This window comes from Muriicola sp. (assembly GCF_049669965.1).
Lineage (GTDB): Bacteria > Bacteroidota > Bacteroidia > Flavobacteriales > Flavobacteriaceae > Muriicola.
Map to the genome: position 1 here is coordinate 13651 of NZ_JBATLB010000221.1, position 18267 is coordinate 31917.

15 protein-coding genes are annotated in these 18267 nt (G+C 41.5%); 7 read left to right on the forward strand and 8 right to left on the reverse strand.

All coding sequences use genetic code 11. The features are described from left to right. Nucleotides 1-18: 18 nt before the first annotated feature. Both WBM49_RS11560 and WBM49_RS11565 read right to left on the reverse strand, forming a co-directional pair. Entirely contained in the window at nt 19-1029 is a 1011-nt protein-coding gene (locus WBM49_RS11560) for a 2-oxoacid:ferredoxin oxidoreductase subunit beta (protein ID WP_424372208.1), read from the reverse strand. A 2-nt stretch (nt 1030-1031) separates the two neighbouring features. Next, nucleotides 1032-2888, reverse strand: coding sequence for a 2-oxoacid:acceptor oxidoreductase subunit alpha (locus tag WBM49_RS11565; RefSeq protein ID WP_424372209.1), 1857 nt, complete (start codon nt 2886-2888; stop codon nt 1032-1034). 151 nt (nt 2889-3039) lie between these two features. Here WBM49_RS11565 and WBM49_RS11570 point away from each other — a divergent pair, with 151 nt between their 5' ends. The 3 genes from WBM49_RS11570 to WBM49_RS11580 all read left to right on the forward strand — a co-directional run bounded on the left by WBM49_RS11570 (nt 3040) and on the right by WBM49_RS11580 (nt 7748). Then, nucleotides 3040-3390: a 4Fe-4S dicluster domain-containing protein gene (locus WBM49_RS11570; RefSeq protein ID WP_424372210.1), complete on the forward strand. Its 351-nt coding sequence runs from the start codon at nt 3040-3042 to the stop codon at nt 3388-3390. Nucleotides 3391-3766: 376 nt separating this feature from the next. Beyond that, entirely contained in the window at nt 3767-7300 is a 3534-nt protein-coding gene (gene nifJ / locus WBM49_RS11575) for a pyruvate:ferredoxin (flavodoxin) oxidoreductase (RefSeq protein ID WP_424372211.1), read from the forward strand. 73 nt (nt 7301-7373) lie between these two features. Further along, on the forward strand, nt 7374-7748 hold the full coding sequence (locus WBM49_RS11580; RefSeq protein ID WP_424372212.1) for a hypothetical protein: 375 nt from the start codon (nt 7374-7376) through the stop codon (nt 7746-7748). Between the two features lie 26 nt (nt 7749-7774). On the opposite strand, the gene WBM49_RS11585 is transcribed toward WBM49_RS11580, so the two are convergent. From WBM49_RS11585 to WBM49_RS11600, 4 genes are read right to left on the reverse strand one after another with little or no spacing between them, the layout of a single operon-like run. Continuing rightward, entirely contained in the window at nt 7775-8848 is a 1074-nt protein-coding gene (locus tag WBM49_RS11585) for a dipeptidase (protein WP_424372213.1), read from the reverse strand. Between the two features lie 9 nt (nt 8849-8857). Then, on the reverse strand, nt 8858-9970 hold the full coding sequence (locus WBM49_RS11590) for a D-TA family PLP-dependent enzyme (RefSeq protein ID WP_424372214.1): 1113 nt from the start codon (nt 9968-9970) through the stop codon (nt 8858-8860). Between the two features lie 11 nt (nt 9971-9981). Continuing rightward, nucleotides 9982-10446 (reverse strand): RidA family protein, encoded by a 465-nt coding sequence (locus WBM49_RS11595; RefSeq protein WP_424372215.1) that lies wholly within the window; start codon nt 10444-10446, stop codon nt 9982-9984. Between the two features lie 8 nt (nt 10447-10454). After that, nucleotides 10455-11771 carry a gluconate:H+ symporter gene (locus WBM49_RS11600; RefSeq protein ID WP_424372216.1) on the reverse strand — a complete coding sequence of 439 codons (1317 nt, stop codon included), beginning with the start codon at nt 11769-11771 and terminating at the stop codon, nt 10455-10457. Between the two features lie 103 nt (nt 11772-11874). On the opposite strand from WBM49_RS11600, the gene WBM49_RS11605 reads away from it, so the two are divergent. From WBM49_RS11605 to WBM49_RS11620, 4 genes are all read left to right on the forward strand, one after another. Beyond that, nucleotides 11875-13137, forward strand: a complete 1263-nt coding sequence (locus WBM49_RS11605) for an aminotransferase class V-fold PLP-dependent enzyme (RefSeq protein ID WP_424372217.1) — start codon at nt 11875-11877, stop codon at nt 13135-13137. 147 nt (nt 13138-13284) lie between these two features. Then, a complete protein-coding gene (locus WBM49_RS11610) occupies nt 13285-13779 on the forward strand; it encodes a DoxX family membrane protein (RefSeq protein WP_424372218.1) in 495 nt (164 codons plus the stop codon). Further along, nucleotides 13776-15359, forward strand: a complete 1584-nt coding sequence (locus WBM49_RS11615) for a Gfo/Idh/MocA family protein (protein WP_424372219.1) — start codon at nt 13776-13778, stop codon at nt 15357-15359. The genes WBM49_RS11610 and WBM49_RS11615 overlap by 4 nt, the downstream gene beginning before the upstream one ends. Before the next feature lie 114 nt (nt 15360-15473). Continuing rightward, the gene (locus WBM49_RS11620) at nt 15474-16196 is read left to right on the forward strand and encodes an energy transducer TonB (RefSeq protein ID WP_424372220.1); all 723 of its coding nucleotides are present in this window, start codon (nt 15474-15476) and stop codon (nt 16194-16196) included. Between the two features lie 62 nt (nt 16197-16258). Here the strand turns inward: WBM49_RS11620 and WBM49_RS11625 are convergent, their stop codons facing one another. Beyond that, nucleotides 16259-17155: a serine/threonine protein phosphatase gene (locus WBM49_RS11625; RefSeq protein ID WP_424372221.1), complete on the reverse strand. Its 897-nt coding sequence runs from the start codon at nt 17153-17155 to the stop codon at nt 16259-16261. A gap of 215 nt (nt 17156-17370) precedes the next feature. Further along, the gene (locus WBM49_RS11630; RefSeq protein ID WP_424372222.1) at nt 17371-18267 is read right to left on the reverse strand and encodes an AraC family transcriptional regulator; all 897 of its coding nucleotides are present in this window, start codon (nt 18265-18267) and stop codon (nt 17371-17373) included.

Consider the following 18267-nt stretch of genomic DNA (forward strand, 5'->3'; position numbering starts at 1 on the left):
AGTGTCTATATGCTTGGATCAATGGACTTCATAAGTATCCCCTGAGAAGAACAGATCTGCTGTTTTTCTAAAAGAGGTATTGGCTTTTACTTTGACTGTTAAGGCATCTTCACGTTCCTCAAAGGTAACGTCCTCAAAACTTCGTATTATACCTGTGACCATTGGGTATTCGAGGCGTACGAGCATCTGATGTAAAGTAGGATCCTCTTCCTTGGCATTGTGAATAAGAATATCGGATTCTTCCACACCATTTTCGCCTATGGTCGCTACTTCCAGACGAAGTCCTTTAAGGAATAATCCCTTGTCCTTGTTCTTGCCAAAAATCATTGGTTTTCCATGCTCAACGTACAATTGCCTGTCTTCCCGAACATTTTTATCGGTGTATTTTGCATAACAACCATCGTTGAAGATGGGACAATTTTGCAGGACTTCTACCAAAGCAGTGCCCTTATACTTTTCTGAGGCAATGAAGATGTCTGTCATCTCTTTTGGAGTATTCCCGCCTATTCGGGCGAAAAACCGGGCCTGTGCACCCAGAGCCAGTTCACCGGCCGAGAAAGGAGGCTGAGTATTTCCATATGGGGACGACTTTGTCTTTTGACCAACCAGGGAGGTTGGGGAGAATTGTCCTTTGGTGAGTCCGTAGATCTCATTATTGAACAGGATAATATTTAGATTAATATTTCTTCTGAGCACATGGATAAAGTGGTTACCGCCAATGGCCATGGAATCTCCATCACCTGTAATCACCCAAACGCTTAGTGCTGGATTTGCGAGCTTCACTCCCGATGCAATAGCTGTTGCCCTGCCATGAATACTATGCATCCCGTAGGTATTCATATAGTAAGGAAAGCGAGATGAACATCCTATTCCTGAGATAAAGACAATATTTTCCTTATTCACCCCTATTTCTGGGAGGGCCTTTTGTACAGATCGAAGGATCACATAATCATCACAACCAGGACACCACCTCACTTCCTGATCACTGGCAAAATCTTTGTATGTGTATTCCTGTACAGCTGCTTCCATGGTTACGATAGAATTTGTTTAAACTTACTTATCAGTTCGTGGTTGGCAAATGGCAAGCCCTGAATCTTATTGAATTGCAAAAATTCAAATCCGACATAATTAGACCTCAGAATTTTAACCAACTGACCTGCATTTAATTCACAAACAATGATATTTTTAAACCGTTTTAAAATAGCTTCCGTGTTTTTCGGCATGGGGTTTAGGTAGTGAAAATGCAAAAAACCTATATTGGAATACCCTTCTTCGGTAAGATGCTTTACCGCTGAGTGGAGACCGCCATATGTGCCTCCCCAGCCTACCACAAGTAAATCACCCGAATCTGCAAATTCTGTCTCCTGATCTGGAATATAATTCTGCACGCGTCGGATCTTTTCTGCGCGAATGTTGGTCATATATTCGTGGTTCTCGGGTACATAGGACACATTCCCGGTTAACTTGTCTTTTTCAAGTCCGCCTACCCGGTGTTCCATTCCCGGAGTTCCCGGAACGGCCCAGAACCTGGCTAGTGAATCTTTGTCGCGTTCATAAGGATGATACTCGCCCTTGAATTGTTTTAATTTCTTGTTTTTTATGGGAGGCATTTCATCTACGGTCTGTATCTTCCAGGGTGCAGAACCATTCGCAATATACCCATCCGTTAATAAAATAACGGGGGTCATATGTTCCAGCGTAAGTCTTGCTGCTTCATAAGCATAATTAAAGCAATTTGCTGGTGTACTGGCAGCAATCACAATAACCGGACTTTCCCCATTTCTGCCATACATGGCCTGTAATAGATCGGACTGTTCCGTTTTTGTGGGAAGACCTGTTGAGGGGCCTCCCCTCTGAACATCAACTACAACCAAAGGCAGCTCTATCATCATGGCCAGGCCAAGAGCCTCTCCTTTCAACGCCAGGCCCGGTCCTGAGGTAGTTGTAATGGCCAGGTCTCCGGCGAAGGAAGCTCCGATTGCTGAAGTAATTCCGGCTATTTCATCTTCTGCCTGAAGTGTTTTTACTCCAAAATGCTTATGCTTTACCAACTCATGTAAAATGTCTGATGCGGGCGTAATAGGATAGGAACCTAGAAATAATTCCAATCCTGACTTTTCAGCGGCTGCCAGGAAACCCCAAGCGGTAGCCGTGTTTCCCATGATGATCCTATAGGTGCCTGCGGCCATTTTAGCTGGGGAGATTGTGTAGGCATTGGGGATTAATTCCAGGGTTTCTGCGAAGTAATATCCGGCGTTGAGGACCTTGGTGTTGGCTTCGATGATCTCAGGTTTCTGACTGAATTTCTTTTTGAAGAAATCTATAGTATGTTCTGTAGACCGGTGGTACATCCAATATACCATCCCAAGGGCAAACATATTCTTACTCCTGGTGATGGCCTTGTTATCTAAACCCTGGACACTTTTCAATGCTTCTTTGGTAAGGGAGGTCATCGCCACTTCAATTACCCGGTAATTCTCAAGACTTTTATCTTCCAGGGGATTCAACTCATACAAAGCTTTTTCCAAGTTCTTCTTTGTAAATGAATCAGTATCTACAATGATAGTATGTCCGGGTTTTACCGCGTGCAAATTAGTTTTTAAGCCGGCAGGATTCATGGCGATGAGGAGGTCTACCTCATCACCTGGCGTACTTACCTCTACACTCCCAATATGGACCTGATAGCCAGATACGCCGTATAAACTTCCCTGGGGCGCCCTTATTTCTGAAGGATAATTTGGAAAAGTAGCCACATCGTTCCCAAACATGGCCGATGTATCTGAAAATTGAGTTCCGGTGAGCTGCATTCCATCTCCAGAATCACCAACAAAGCGTATAATTACGGCTTCAAGGATTTCTTGTGGATTCTCGGTTTTCGCTTCCATCATAATCAAAATTAGGAATAGACCTCTTTGAAATGTAAGGGACTATTAAAGATCAAATTTAATTTCTTCATTGGCAAGGAAACATGATTTTTATCATTAATTACCCCTTAGAGGAAGATTACTTTTATAGTGCGAATTTTTCAAATTAGAAATTATGGCTATTATTATAACCGACGAGTGCATTAACTGTGATGCCTGTATTTCAGAGTGTCCAAACAATGCTATTTACGAGCCAGATCAGGAGTGGTCTTATTCAGATGAAACTGCCTTGGCGGGCATCGTTCAAACCCCAGGGGGAAAAGAAGTGGATGCTGATGGGGAAAACGATCCTATATCGGATGAGTTTTATTTCATTGTGCCAGATAAGTGTACTGAATGCAAAGGCTTTCATGACGAGCCTCAGTGCGCATCCGTTTGTCCGGTGGATTGTTGTATCCCTGATGAAAACCACGTAGAATCTGAAGAACAGCTGCTTGGTAAAAAGGCCTGGTTGCACGGCGAATAAAAATTTGTACTTAAAGAATTGACTTGCAAAATACTTGCAGATATTCGGTAATGTTCTGCCATTGTCTAATTCGAAATCACCACCCTTTATTTCCAATAAATAAAGGGTAGTTTTTTATTTTATAATCACCTGGTTATTCAATTTTTCATTCCTGAAAAGATATTTCCTGTATCGTATTTTATTGACATATCACCTCATAAAACAGGGAATTGAGTAACTGACAAATGTCATAGTTTTCCCTTAGAAGGAATGCTACTTTTAGCAAATTACACTTTTTACAATAGGTTCATTCTCAATGATATGGAATGGTCTTTTACTAATTAAATAAGTTAGGTGTAGTTAATAAACAAGGGATCCGTAATGAAATTTATTTATCATGAAAAAAGAATTTCCAAAACTAATATGTGATGCTAATGAGGCAGTAGCAAGGATAGCGCATAAGACCAATGAAGTTTGCGCTATTTATCCGATTACCCCGGCTTCCCCAATGGGAGAGCATGTAGATGTATATAGCTCAGAGGGACAAAAGAATATTTGGGGTAATGTTCCCAGGATTGTTGAAATGCAAAGTGAAGGAGGCGCTGCAGGAGCAGTTCACGGATCACTGCAGGCAGGAGCGCTAACCACTACCTTTACGGCCTCCCAGGGATTGTTATTAATGATCCCTAACATGTACAAAATAGCCGGAGAATTATTACCTGCGGTTATTCATGTGGCGGCCAGGACCGTAGCGACGCATGCCCTTTCTATTTTTGGAGATCATTCTGATGTGATGGCTACCAGGCAGACAGGATTTTCTATGTTATTTGGAAGTTCGGTTCAGGAGGCTATGGACTTTGCATTGATCTCGCAGGTAGCCACCTTAAAAACCAGGGTGCCTTTCCTCAATATCTTTGATGGTTTCCGTACCTCCCATGAGATATCCAAAATTGATGATATACCCGTTGAGGTGATCAAAGCCATGATGCCCGATGATAAGATCATGGAACATAAGAATAGATCCTTAGACCCGGATCATCCCGTAATTCGGGGGACTTCGCAAAACCCGGATGTTTTTTTTCAGGCACGAGAAGCTTCGAATCCACACTATGCAAAAGTGCCGGGTATTGTTAAGGAAGTAATGGATGAATTTTACAAACACACTGGTCGCCGCTATGACCTCTTCGATTATATAGGACATCCGGAGGCTGAGCGAGTTATCATTATTATGGGATCTGGAGAGGGTGCCGTACGGGAAACGGTTGAAACGCTTGTGGAACAAAACGAAAAAGTAGGAGCGTTGTTGGTGAGGCTATACCGACCTTTTGCGATCGATTATTTCCTTGAGCAATTGCCGGAAAGCATTAAGAAAATTGCTGTGCTAGACAGGACCAAAGAACCCGGTAGTATTGGAGAGCCTCTCTATCTGGACGTGGTAACCGCCTATGTTGAGAGCCACCGAAAAATGCCAGCCATTGTTGGGGGAAGATATGGATTGTCTTCCAAGGAATTTAATCCCGCAATGGTAAAAGGAATTTTCGATGAATTGTTAAAAGAGCAACCCAAGAATCATTTCACCATTGGAATAAATGACGATCTGGGACATACCAGCCTTGAATACAACCCCGTATTTAAAACCAGAAAAACCACCTTCAATTGTATGTTCTATGGTCTTGGTTCGGACGGAACCGTAGGGGCCAATAAGAACTCCATAAAAATTATAGGAGATACCACAGACAATTATGTTCAGGGATATTTTGTATACGATTCCAAAAAGGCAGGGGCACAAACTATTTCACACTTGCGTTTTGGACCACAACCCATTTATTCATCCTATTTAATTAATACGGCCGACTTTATTGCCTGTCATCAGTTTAATTTTATTGAAAAATACGATGTCCTGGCACATATTAAAAAAGGAGGTACTTTCTTATTAAATGCGCCATTTTCAAAAGATGAAATCTGGGATAAATTACCCCGTATAATGCAGGAAGAGATTATTGAAAATCAATTGAATTTCTATGTGGTAGATGCTACAAAGGTAGCACAGGAGGCTAAACTTGGAAAACGGACCAATACTGTTTTGCAGACTTGTTTCTTTGCTATTTCCGGTATTTTACCCCAGGAAGAAGCCATTGAAAAAATTAAAAGTGCTATTGTAAAATCATATTCTCACAAAGGGGATAAAGTGGTAAAAATGAATTTTAACGCTGTAGATAAATCCCTGGAACATCTGCAAAAAGTAACCTATCCTCAAAAAACCACCAATGACAGGGGCTTGCGATCTATTATGTCTGGAGAACCAGATCCGTTCGTTAAGGAAGTATTGGGCAAGATACTGGCAGGCCGTGGAGACGAGTTACCCGTAAGTTACTTTCCAATAGACGGAACCTTTCCAACAGGTACCACACAATATGAGAAAAGAGGTATTGCCGATTTTATCCCTATCTGGGATTCAGAAGAATTATGCACTCAGTGTAATAAATGTGTTGTTATTTGTCCACATGCCGCCATACGGGCCAAAGTTGTATCGAATGAAACCCTAAAAGACGCTCCGGCATCTCTAAAAAGGAGTCCGGCCAAAGGCAGGCCTTTTACAAGTGAAACAGAATCTTACATTTTACAGGTGTCCCCTGAAGATTGTACCGGATGCGATCTCTGTGTAGCCGTATGTCCGGCAGAAAGTAAGGAAATCCCTGACTTCAAAGCAATTAATATGAGGAAAAAACTGGAAAACGATGTGTTAGAAAATACACATTGGGACTATTTTTCAAAACTTCCGGACTATGACCGTACCGCTTTACAAATAACAAACATAAAAGGTTCACAATTTCTGGAACCATTATTTGAATTTTCAGGGGCATGTTCCGGTTGTGGCGAAACCCCCTATATAAAATTATTGACACAGCTATTCGGGGATAGTATTTTGATAGCCAATGCCACCGGATGTTCTTCTATTTATGGAGGAAATTTACCCACCACTCCGTATAAAACCAATAAAGAGGGAAGGGGTCCTGCATGGGCCAACTCATTGTTTGAAGACAATGCTGAGTTTGGGTTTGGGATGAAACTCGCACTGACTAAAAAACAAGAGATTGCCGTTGGCTTGCTAACATCCCTTGAAAAGGTGGTAGGCAAGGAGCTGGTTGACGCCATTCTTAATAACCTTGAAGAGGATGAAACGCAACGCAAAGAGAAATTTAAAGACCTCGATATACTTAAAGAGAGATTATCTAAACATCAGGACAATTCTGATGCCAAAAAGTTATTGAATCTCACGGAATACCTCCGGAAGAAAGCAGTTTGGATCCTGGGGGGAGATGGTTGGGCCTATGATATAGGATATGGAGGTGTAGATCATGTTCTTGCCTCTGGAGAAGATATCAATATTATGGTATTAGACACCGAGGTGTATTCCAATACAGGCGGGCAAACATCTAAAGCCACCCCATTGGGTGCCAGTGCAAAATTTTCAGTTTCTGGTAAACGAACCGGAAAGAAAAGTCTGGCACTACAAGCTGTTTCTTATGAGAATGTGTATGTTGCACAAGTGGCCCTGGGAGCAAAAGACATGCAAACCCTGAGGGCGATAGAAGAGGCGGCAGCATATCCCGGACCTTCTCTGATTGTTGCTTATTCTCATTGTGGGGAACATGGCTATGATTTAAAGGAAGGAGCAATGCATCAGGAAAGAGCGGTGGAAACAGGGTATTGGCCACTATTTAGATTCGATCCTTCTAAACCCAAAGGAAAAAAGTTTAAACTAGATTCCAAAGGACCCATAAAACCTTTAGAGGATTTTATGTATAAGGAAACGCGCTTCACCCGGGTTGTTAAAGATGATCCAAAATTAGGAGCAAAATTGTTAAAACAAGCCCAGGAAGAAGTAACTACCAAATGGGAGCGATTGGAGCTTTTTAGAAATATGTAAGTTCATTTTTCTCTCTTTGTAGCATATATTATTAGAGTACCAGCAATTCATTTTTAATCATAATTTCAATAAGATGGAAGCTTTAGCCAACAATTATTTTGACCAAGCAATCAGTAAAATGAAGCAGGCAGGGAAGGAGCTTTACAGACCTGAAGAAGATGTGGTATCTTATCTGGTTTGTAAAAATGCCCAAAGTGCCATTCATAACTTTCTGAAAGGATATCTCTTAAAAAATGAGATAAAAACGGAAGAAAATGAAACCATTGATGCGATGTACCAACGTTGCATAAAGATCAATAACCGTTTCGAAAATGTAGACCTGGCAGGGTTCAATTGTCATTCTCATGAAGTATCATCACGCTATTGTGAAGGGGCAGAAAAAGTGAGCCGGTGTTTCGATATAGCAGACAGCCTAGATACATTTCTCAGGGAAGAGAGGATTATCTGATACTAAGAAACGTATTTGAAATATTGTTAAGTAGTCTTCCAGGTTCGGTGTAAAAATCGAAGAAAATTTTTATGCATGATATTTTCAATGTCTTCCCTGGAATACCCCCTTGTGGCCAACAATGTGGGAACAGTTTGAAGATCTGCAATGGTATCTATATCTGCAGGGCATTGCTCCTTGCCAAAACCGCCATCCAGATCGGTGCCAATTCCTGCATGATGAGAATTCCCTGAAAGTTGACAAATATGATCTATATGGTCTGCCATGGTTTGCAAGCTTACTCCCATTTCTTCAGGCGTTGATTGGCCACGCACCCAATCAGGAACCATCATCCATGCGTCTAGTGCCATTCCTATAACGGCACTTCGGCCAATTAATTCCTTGATCTGTTCATCAGAGAACTGCCGGTTATGATTTACCAGGGTTCTGCAATTATTGTGACTCGCCCAAACAGGTCCATTATACACATCCATTGTCTCCCAAAAACTTTCATCACATAAATGGGTGGCATCCAGAATAAGATTCAGGCGTTCTATCTCTCGTAGTAATTCCTTTCCCTTATTACCTATTCCTCCACTAGAATTAGTGCCATAGGCATAGGTCCCCGGGCCGTAGTGAGCAGGGCCTATGGCTCTCAACCCATGTTCGTAAGACGTTTGCAGATGCTCCATAGATACTATAGAATCTGCACCTTCCAGGCTAAGTATATAGCCTATAGGTCTCTTTTTACCAGTATCCCCCTTCCAAAGAGCAAGATGATCATCTAATTGTGCAAGATTAGTAATTTGGGTCATTTCCCCAATCGCCTCCATTTCTTTATACCATGCTAGCTGTCCCTGTGTTTGCGCCCTTGCCTGCTGTGGTGAATTCCAGCCCGGCAGGGAATTTCCAATTTTTGAATATCGAGCTATCTGGGTAGCCACACAAATACCCACCTTACCCTTTCTCAATGCCTGGAGAGAAACCGTATTTTTTCCACGATCTGGTTTGTCTGTCATCCCTTCTTCCCGCTTCCGTATCGTTTGTACGGAAGTAGTGAGATCCCTGTTCCATTCCAGGGCGTTCATGGCAAGATCCAAATGAGCATCAAATATTAACATAAGAGTAAATTAAATAACCAGGCTATGGTCCCTTGCTGCTACTTGCCATGATCCTGTAACCTTACCATTGAACACGGTAAGCGATTTAGGATATTTTGCCACCGTGGGACAAACGTGCATAGGAACGGCATAGAATACTTCTCCAAGCTGGGGTGATATGTTATCCGGGCAACTGAGCACCAAGTGTTCTTCACTTTGTCCTATTTGCTCACAGTCTTCTAAACCAAAAATTTTAACCCTGGGAAAGTTCATTTCGGGCGCAACCGATTTGTGCCCAAGGTCTAAACAAATGATATTCGGTTTGGGCTTGCTGATTATTCTGGTAAGTAAAATCGCGGCATGTAAAAATTCCATATCCGGGAAAGAGCTCGAATATCGCTCATCCCATAAAAGGGTTGTCCCTGGGCTGGCCTCTACTTCCTTTCTTTTTGCATGGATAGGAAAAGTAGGAGACCCTCCCATTACTATGGTCTCAACGTGAATACCTTTCTTTTCTAAGACAGTTTTGAATTTTGTAACCAGATCATAAGAAGCGTCGCACACTTGCTTGCGTTTATCTAAATCTGAATCCCTAATATGACCGTCATAGGCATGAAGGCCTCTGAATGTTAGATTAGGATCTCCGGAAATTAATGAACACACAGCAACTGCCTCGTCATTTGGCGCTATACCCGTGCGGTTCATTCCCGTATTCACATCCAGAAATAAAGGCATGCAAATTCCATGGGAAGCTGCTTTTTCGGAAATACGTCGAACAACATCTGCATTATCAACAATGGCTGAAAAGCAAGATTTCGGAAATTTATCGATTAATTGAAAAAGGCGGGTAATGTTTACACCAACAGGCTGGATGGCCAGGAGAATGTCTTTAGCCTTGCATTGCCCAAGAAGTTCTGCTTCGGCAATTGTGGCACATTTAAATTTGTGAATACCATATGCCATTTGCATTTCAATTATCTCTCTGGTCTTATGTGTTTTGATATGCGGTCTTAGTCGCTCCACTTCCCCGACCATCTTAACCATTATTTGGATATTCTTTTCAATCCTTTCGGGATATATAAGTAGTGTTGGCGAGACTATTTCCTCAGCATTTGATATTTGATACCAGGCTTTATTTGTCATAGGTACTTATTTCAATGTAGTTGAAACATGGCTTCAATTTCGACAGGAATTTTTCCGGGAAGAGTCATCCCCACTGCAGAGCGAACCCCTACTCCCAGATCATTTCCAAAGATATCGGCCATCAATTCACTGAATCCATTGATCACCAAAGGGTGTTGATCAAAATCTGGTGTGGAATTTACCATCCCCAGCGTTTTCACCAATCTTTTGATCTGATCGATATTACCGAAATGTGTTTGAATGGTGGAGAGCATGGTAAGTCCCACCTGTTCTGCGGCTAGTTTGGCCTCGCCAAGATTCATGGTATCCCCAACTTTGCCTACAATATAGGTACCATCATTTTGCATGGGCCCCTGCCCTGAAACATAGAGAAACCCATCTAAAACCAGTACGGGCTTGTATAAACCTGCAGGCGGAGGTGCCGGGGGCAGCACTAATCCAAGTTCCTGTAATCTTTGTGAAGGAGTTTTGTTCATATCGTATATTATATAAATTGGTTTAAAATCAAGATTCCAATAAGGCCAACGACCCCAACGGTTGTTTCCATCAATGTCCAGCTTCTCAACGTATCCCTGACAGACAAATTAAAATATTCCTTAAACAACCAAAATCCGCTGTCATTTACATGAGAGAGCATTAAACTTCCGGACCCTATAGCCAGGACCATTAATTCAGGGCTTACTCCCGTGGCTTCAATTAAGGGAAGCACAATACCTGCTGCTGTTAGTCCGGCTACCGTTGCCGACCCCACGCAAACTCGTATCACGGTGGCAATTAGCCAGGCTAAGAATAATGGAGACAGGGAAGAATCCTTTAGCAGATCGGCAATATACTCACTTACCCCACTGTCTATAAGTACTTGTTTTAGGGCCCCGGCTCCCGCGATAATTAATAGCACCATGGTGATACCGGAGATAGAATTTCCCACAGAATCCATTACTTCGGTCATTTTTTTTCCTCTACGTAACCCCAGGGTATAGATTGCTACTAAGACAGAGATAAGCATCGCTATAACAGGATTTCCCACAAAAGCGATACCATCTTTTAATAGAAAGTCTGCTGGTATCAGTAGATCGGACAAGGTAGCCAAGGCGATAAGTATAATAGGTAATAGGGCCGTAAAGATGCTTATACGCATACTGGGCATTTCTTCATCCGTAAGAATTCTGGGATTGACAAATTCTTTTAAGGGCGTTGCATTAATATTTTTTAAGGTTCGGGAAAATAATGGTCCGCCGATAATGATGGCTGGTATCGCGACAAGTATTCCATAGATAAGTGTTTTACCCAAATCTGCGTTGAACATTACGGTAATGGCCGTTGGTGCTGGATGGGGTGGGAGGTAACCATGGGTAACGGAAAGCGATGCAAGCATTGGCAGGCCAACATAGAGAAGGGGCAGGCCTGTTGCGGCTGCAACCGTAAATACTAAGGGTACCAGAATAACAAAACCAACGGAATAGAATAAAGGGATCCCCACGATGAAACCAGTAAGAACTGCAGCCCATTGGATATACTTCCGACCAAATCTTTCAACCAACTTGGAGGTAATTCGTTGTGCGGCCCCACTATCGGCAACCAGTTTGCCAAGCATGGCTCCCAGACCAAGGATCATCACCAGAAAACCCAGGGTATTTCCAATCCCGTTTTCTATAGAGGATACCACGGTTTCCAGGTCCATTCCTTCGGCAATACCCACAAAAAGTGAAACCAGGATAAAGGTTATAAATGGGTTTAGTTTGCATCGGGCTATCAGGAAAAATAGGATAAGGATCCCAATTATGACGATTACTAAGGGCATGGTTCTATTTTGGCGGTTGTCTAAAAGCTTTACGTAATAAATATACAATTTGAAAAGAGATATAAGTGATCTATTTTTTATATTGTAAAACAATCCGGGCCATATGGACAAACGATCTTTTTTACGAAAAATAGGGCAGGCAGCAGTTATCACTCCTTTTTTACCCTATCAGCTTTCAGCAAATACCTCTATTTCCATACCTTCTTATGAGGTATCTACCGATGATGAATTCTGGCATCGTATACGGGTAGATTATGCGTTGAAACCAGACTATATTAACCTGGAAAATGGATATTATAATATTGCGCCTGTCCCTACCATACAGAAGTTTCACAAGCATATAGAACAGGTAAATTATGAAGGGTCTTATTATATGAGGACCGTTCAGTGGGATAATAAGAAACGCATAGCTAATCGTTTGGCTTCCTTAGTAGGGTGCAGTGCCGATGAATTGGTCATCACCAGAAACACTACCGAATCGCTCGATATGATCATTGGCGGCTTTCCCTGGAAAGCAGGTGATGAAGCCATCTTTGCTGTTCAGGACTATGGGGCCATGCGCGAGCATTTTAAACTTATAGCCAAACGTTATGGGATAATTAATAAAACCGTTTCCATCCCTAACCATCCAAAGACGGACGAAGAATTAGTCGCTCTATATGAATCCCAAATAACTCCAAAAACGAAATTACTCATGGTCTGTCATATGGTAAACATTACGGGCCAGATTATGCCTATACGTAAGATTTGCGATATGGCCCACAAGCATGGAGTGGAGGTTATGGTGGATGGAGCTCATTGTGTAGGCCATATTAGCGTAAATATATCAGAACTGCAATGCGATTACTACGGATCTAGCCTCCATAAATGGCTGAGTACTCCTCTGGGCGCCGGACTACTTTTTGTTGCGAAGAAAAATATTGCTAAGATTTGGCCACTATTAGCGGAACATCATCGGGAAGACGATGACATCGGCAGGTTGAACCACATTGGTACTCATCCTGTTCATACCGATCTTACGATCAATGATGCCATGGACTACCTGGATCTTATAGGATTGGAAAGAAAAGAACAACGTCTTAGGTTTTTACAACGGTATTGGTCAGATGCCCTAAGGAACACAAAGAATGTGATCATCAATACCCCTGTGGAAGAGCATCGAAGCTGTGGCATTGCCAATGTGGGAATTGATGGAATAAAACCTTCAGATCTGGCAACAACCTTACTGGAGGAATTTAAGATATTTACAGTGGCTATAGACCAGGAGAATGTGCGCGGTTGTAGGATAACACCCAATGTCTATACCACTACAAATGAATTGGACCAATTCATTAGCGCCATGAAGACCCTGGCAGCACGCGTGTAAGAAGTCCTAGGCTCGGATTGTATTAAACTGATAAAAATCATAGTATTTCTTAAGGACAGCCAGTAGTTTTGATCATTTTCCAGAATGCCCTTAACGTCATCTGCCACAGGTAGATGCGCAGATTTATTAATTCAAAATCTAGAAATAATGACAGACATTCTTCACAAAGAATCGCTCAGCAGGAGTTTGGTTTTTTTGCGGATCCTTATCGGATGGCACTTTCTCTATGAAGGGGTCATTAAACTTTTTAATCCGGACTGGACAGCTTTTGGATACCTGGCCACAGCTCAGGGACCTTTAGATTGGCTGTTTATCTCCATGGCGAACGAGGCAATTATTGGATGGGTAGATACCCTGAATATGATTACACTCATCTTTGTTGGGATTACACTCATCCTCGGGTTTTATGAAAAACTAGGCGCTTTGACAGGCATGGTACTTTTGGGTATGTACTATTTTGCTCATCCTCCATTTCCCTGGTTAGAGCAACTTAATGTTGAAGGAAGTTATTGGTTTGTGAATAAGAATTTGATTGAACTAGCCGCATTATGGGTGCTGTATCAATATCCCACAGGTTTTTATTTTGGATTGGATTATTTAAAAAGTCAAAGAACTAACACAGCAAAAACACCACAATTATGAAATGGACAAGACGCGATGTATTAAAAGGATTAGGCGGGTTGCCCATCCTGGGATCTATTTGGTGGGCAGGTACTGCAAATGCATTGGTTAAAAGCAAAGACCGCTCTGAGATTCTGGAACAATTAAAAATTCAACCATCCTTACCTTCAGCACTGCCTGGTCTCGATGGACCACCGATCCGACTTGGGATCATAGGATTTGGTATCAGGGGAGAGCAACTCTGCCGTGCATTGGGCTTTGCCACGCAAGATTGGCTCGACGAGATGAAACTTGAAGAAGAACTTAACGGGAACACTCAATTACAAGAGTTTCTGGATCAAGAGGAGCTAAACATCCAAATAAATGCGGTCTGTGATGTCTTTGATGTAAGGGCCGATCATGTCATTGCCTCTTTTTCTACTCCCGAAAATACTGTAAAACGGTTTAACACCCATCAGGAAATGATACAGAGTGGGGAGGTAGATGCCGTAGTTATAGCTACTCCAGATCACTGGCATGCCCCCATGGCAATAGAGGCCCTGAATAATAATGTACATGTATATGTAGAAAAACCAATGACCCATACTATAGAGGAAACTTATCAACTTAGGGAGGCTGCCAAAAGCTCTAATGCTCTTCTTATGGTGGGCCATCAGCACAGACAAACCCTTAGTTTTAAAACGGCCAATGATATTGTTAAGAAAGGCGTTCTGGGACATATCTCTATCATACAAACGTTTACAAACAGAAATGACGACAATGGTGCATGGAACTATGATATTGATGAAAAGGCAAATGAGCAGACCATAGATTGGGATCTCTTTTTGGGAAGTGCTCCAAAGGTTCCATTTAATAAGAATCATTTCTTTCGCTGGCGCAAATGGTGGGCTTATGGTTCAGGATTATCCGGAGATCTGCTTACCCATGACTACGATCGATTAAATTGTGTGTTAGGAATGGGAATTCCACAGAGTATAACAGCCTCGGGAGGTGTATACACACACAATGACGGCCGAAATGTGCCGGATGTGTTGCAGGTAAATATGGAATTCCCAGATTTTAGTACGGGTAGTAGTCAGCAAAAAGGGAAGGAAAAAGGTATGACCTTTACCTATAGTGCAACCCTGGGGAACGGTTTTAACAGGCCCACTATTTTAATGGGTCATGATGCGACCATGGAACTGGGAAACAATCTTACGGTATGGCCAGATGGTGGTTCCACCAAGTATGCGGCCATGATAGAGGCTGGAAAAATGAAACCCAATGTGCCCATCTATCATTATAATCCGGGGGCAAACATGCCAGATGCAGTATCTTCTGCTACTTCTCAATATTTTGCCGATAAAGGCCTTATGTGGACGTATATAGACGGTGTTAGAGTAAACTCTACATTCCTTCATTTAAGAGAGTGGCTTAGTTGCATACGAAATGGCGGAAATTTGAGCTGCGGTATTCAAGAAGGTTTTGAGGAAGCGATTACAGCACATATGACGGGACTCGCCTATAAATTAGGCAGAAGGATAGAATGGGATGATGAACAGCAACAAATTATTCCTGTGGAAGGGATTAATTTTGATGAGGTACTACTGTCTTCTGTTTAAATTTTATTTTCGGCTCGAATTCAGATGACTTAAAATCAGACTTTTAAAAACTGACAAATGTCATAGTAATCCTTTGGTATTGGTCTTAAATTCAATGTATTAAAAGTCAATATCATGCAAGTCAAAAAAAACCCAAAATTCGATTTAAATAGAAATAGTGGCCTTTATTTTGTAATAGGGCTCACTATTGTCTTGTTCCTAACATGGCGCGCTTTAGAATATAAAACATATCCTGAAGATTTTGAAACCTTAAATATGACAATGGCCGTGGACGATCTCAAAGAAGATGTACCTATTACAGAGAGCATTAAAACCCCCCCACCCCCTCCACCCCCTTCGGCACCTGAAGTAATTGAGGTGGTAGAAGATTCTGAGGAGATCGAAGAAACTATTATAGAAAGTACTGAAATTAGTCAGGAAACTGTAATTGAAGAAGTGATAGCAGTGGACGATGTGGAAGTAGGGGAAGAGGATGAAGAAATAACAGTTCCTTTTGCTATTATTGAGAACGTTCCTATTTTTCCAGGATGCGAATCCGCTACTAATAATGAAGAACGTAAGCTTTGTTTTCAAAAAATGATACAAGAACACATCAACAAAGAATTTACGTATCCGCCTTCTGCTCTCGAACTAGGAATTCAAGGTAGAGTATTTGTACAGTTTCTAATAGATTCTAAAGGCAATATCGGAGGAATCAGGATGAGAGGTCCGGATAGGACCCTGGAGAAGGAAGCCGAAAGGATTGTAGCTACGTTACCCAGGATGACCCCAGGGAAACAAAGGGGAAGAGCTGTTTCCGTCCCATATAGCATCCCTATCAATTTTATGATACAATAAAGGACATTTTACAAAGATCCATTTCAAAAATTGCTCCAGATGTGGCAATTGCTGAGATGGATCTAGTTTTTATGGTAATCGGCAAGCTTTCTAGGCCCCTCAAGTACCACTCTCACAATTTGCAGGGTACCATCTTCCTTGGTTGCAATTTGCCATTTGATCAAAACGATTTCGCCTTTTGAGATCTCAATACCTGTTATACTTCGGGGGTGTACGCAGCTGCCGTCATTAAAAAAAGGAATCTCACCGGGTTGTGCAAAACGCGGTCTGTGGGTATGCCCAACAATGGTTAATAGATTATGGTGGTTCAAAATCCATTTTTTAATACGCCGTTCCACCTTAATAAGTTCTTTGTAGTTTTTTGCAGGACTCGTAGGATCTGCAATACCCCATACTTGTAAAGGCTTCCATAATACTCTCACTAAAAATCTGGCCCAGCGCCAAAAAATATAGTTCCACCAGTCTGCCTGATGTCCGTGCACCAGAAAGATCTGCTGCCCGGTATCGCGATGTTGTAAAATCAATGCTTCGTGATAGGTAATATCCTTAAAAAGTTCTTTGTTAGATTCATCGATGGGTTCAAAATAACTACTCAAATGTTTTTTAACGTAATCCGGGTCTTTGTACACCATGTCATGGTTTCCCCAGATCATATGAAGACGATCATTCAAATGGTATTCCCGAAGCTGCTGGTACACGTTCTTGTGTGCTTCAAAAATATCTTCAAAATGGATATTTTCCCAAAGTTCATCACCGTCACCCAATTCGCAATACTGAAATCCTTCCTTGTAATAATGACGTATAGCGTGAAAATAAATATTCCTGTTATTGGCAAAATCGTCAGCAAAACTATTATCTCCCCTATGACAGTCACTAAAGAAGATAAACTTTGAAGAATCATCAAATAACAATGTTTGGGAATTCTCGAAGGCGCTGTTTAGCCTTGTATTGGAAGACATAGGGTAATTTTATATAAATATCTTAAAAAAAGTGAGGAACATCGCCCATCTTTCATAATTTCTTCTCTCTCCCCAATCTTGGTAGTTTTTGCTTTAAATCCTCTCAGGGGTTTCCTGCAATATTTACTTCATATGGTAGATCTATGGCTAAGGTTAGTTGCCCGTGCTGCCGGAAATCGTTTCTTAAAATACTAAAAAAGAGAAAAAAAATCGTTTTAAGGCTGTTCAGCAAGGGGCATAAATACTTCTGCCTTCCAGTTAATTTCATCACCTCCTAAATTTGGGTTGTTATAAAATATTTCAACAGGCAGACCTGTGGTCTTAATGTTGTTCTTCTCTGCGTAGTCTAAAAGAGCGTACCAGGCCCTGTCAGAGGTTATGTAATTGCCATTGTAGATGGCTTTAAGCGCTTGCTGTTTTTTTCTTATGCCATATTTAAGGTCCGGATGAAAAGGCAGGCTATCATTTTTGATGATCGGATAACAGAAATTGAATTCCAGGCTATCATTTGCCATATCCCAATGTGTTACTTCAATAAAGGGCTTACCATTTAATTCTACACCCCTGTTCACCAAATAAGGATCCAGGAGGGGAAAGTCTCTCATCATTCCTCCGGCTTTCCCAAACTGACTCGTCTTATTACTTACGTATGCGTAATAGGTAGAATCTATCTCAGCTTCTCCTACTACTTCCACCTTGATGAATTTTAGATCTTCAGCTAAAAGTTTAGTGAATTCTTCCAGGGTATTCTTGGTGCGTTTTTCAAAATTGGTATTTAGGAATGGGATCTTAATTTTATTGATAATAGAATGTGCGCTATCCTTGGTAAAGATCTTAATTTTTGAAACGGAATCATTGACCTTGCTAATGTTCCAGTCATAGATATGCGTAGAATCATTAAAATGTATGGTTTGAGATAAATGTGTCAGATCTTCGCTCCATTGCAGTTTGGAGTCTTTCAGATTGGTATTCCAAAGTTTAACAGTTTGGTTAATAGTACCCGTATTTGCTTTTACCCGCATAGTTACCAAATAGTCGTAGGGGTAAACAAATACATACCAAACAATTCCTCCTAATACCAGGAACAAAAGGAGAAAACTAACTTTCTTCAT

Coding starts and splice junctions, on each gene's coding strand:
- WBM49_RS11560 (WP_424372208.1), bottom strand. CDS start 1,029: ATGGAAGCAGCTGTACAGGAATACACATACAAAGATTTTGCCAGTGAT.
- WBM49_RS11565 (WP_424372209.1), bottom strand. CDS start 2,888: ATGATGGAAGCGAAAACCGAGAATCCACAAGAAATCCTTGAAGCCGTA.
- WBM49_RS11570 (WP_424372210.1), top strand. CDS start 3,040: ATGGCTATTATTATAACCGACGAGTGCATTAACTGTGATGCCTGTATT.
- nifJ (WP_424372211.1), top strand. CDS start 3,767: ATGAAAAAAGAATTTCCAAAACTAATATGTGATGCTAATGAGGCAGTA.
- WBM49_RS11580 (WP_424372212.1), top strand. CDS start 7,374: ATGGAAGCTTTAGCCAACAATTATTTTGACCAAGCAATCAGTAAAATG.
- WBM49_RS11585 (WP_424372213.1), bottom strand. CDS start 8,848: ATGTTAATATTTGATGCTCATTTGGATCTTGCCATGAACGCCCTGGAA.
- WBM49_RS11590 (WP_424372214.1), bottom strand. CDS start 9,970: ATGACAAATAAAGCCTGGTATCAAATATCAAATGCTGAGGAAATAGTC.
- WBM49_RS11595 (WP_424372215.1), bottom strand. CDS start 10,446: ATGAACAAAACTCCTTCACAAAGATTACAGGAACTTGGATTAGTGCTG.
- WBM49_RS11600 (WP_424372216.1), bottom strand. CDS start 11,771: ATGCCCTTAGTAATCGTCATAATTGGGATCCTTATCCTATTTTTCCTG.
- WBM49_RS11605 (WP_424372217.1), top strand. CDS start 11,875: ATGGACAAACGATCTTTTTTACGAAAAATAGGGCAGGCAGCAGTTATC.
- WBM49_RS11610 (WP_424372218.1), top strand. CDS start 13,285: ATGACAGACATTCTTCACAAAGAATCGCTCAGCAGGAGTTTGGTTTTT.
- WBM49_RS11615 (WP_424372219.1), top strand. CDS start 13,776: ATGAAATGGACAAGACGCGATGTATTAAAAGGATTAGGCGGGTTGCCC.
- WBM49_RS11620 (WP_424372220.1), top strand. CDS start 15,474: ATGCAAGTCAAAAAAAACCCAAAATTCGATTTAAATAGAAATAGTGGC.
- WBM49_RS11625 (WP_424372221.1), bottom strand. CDS start 17,155: ATGTCTTCCAATACAAGGCTAAACAGCGCCTTCGAGAATTCCCAAACA.
- WBM49_RS11630 (WP_424372222.1), bottom strand. CDS start 18,267: ATGAAGAAAGTTAGTTTTCTCCTTTTGTTCCTGGTATTAGGAGGAATT.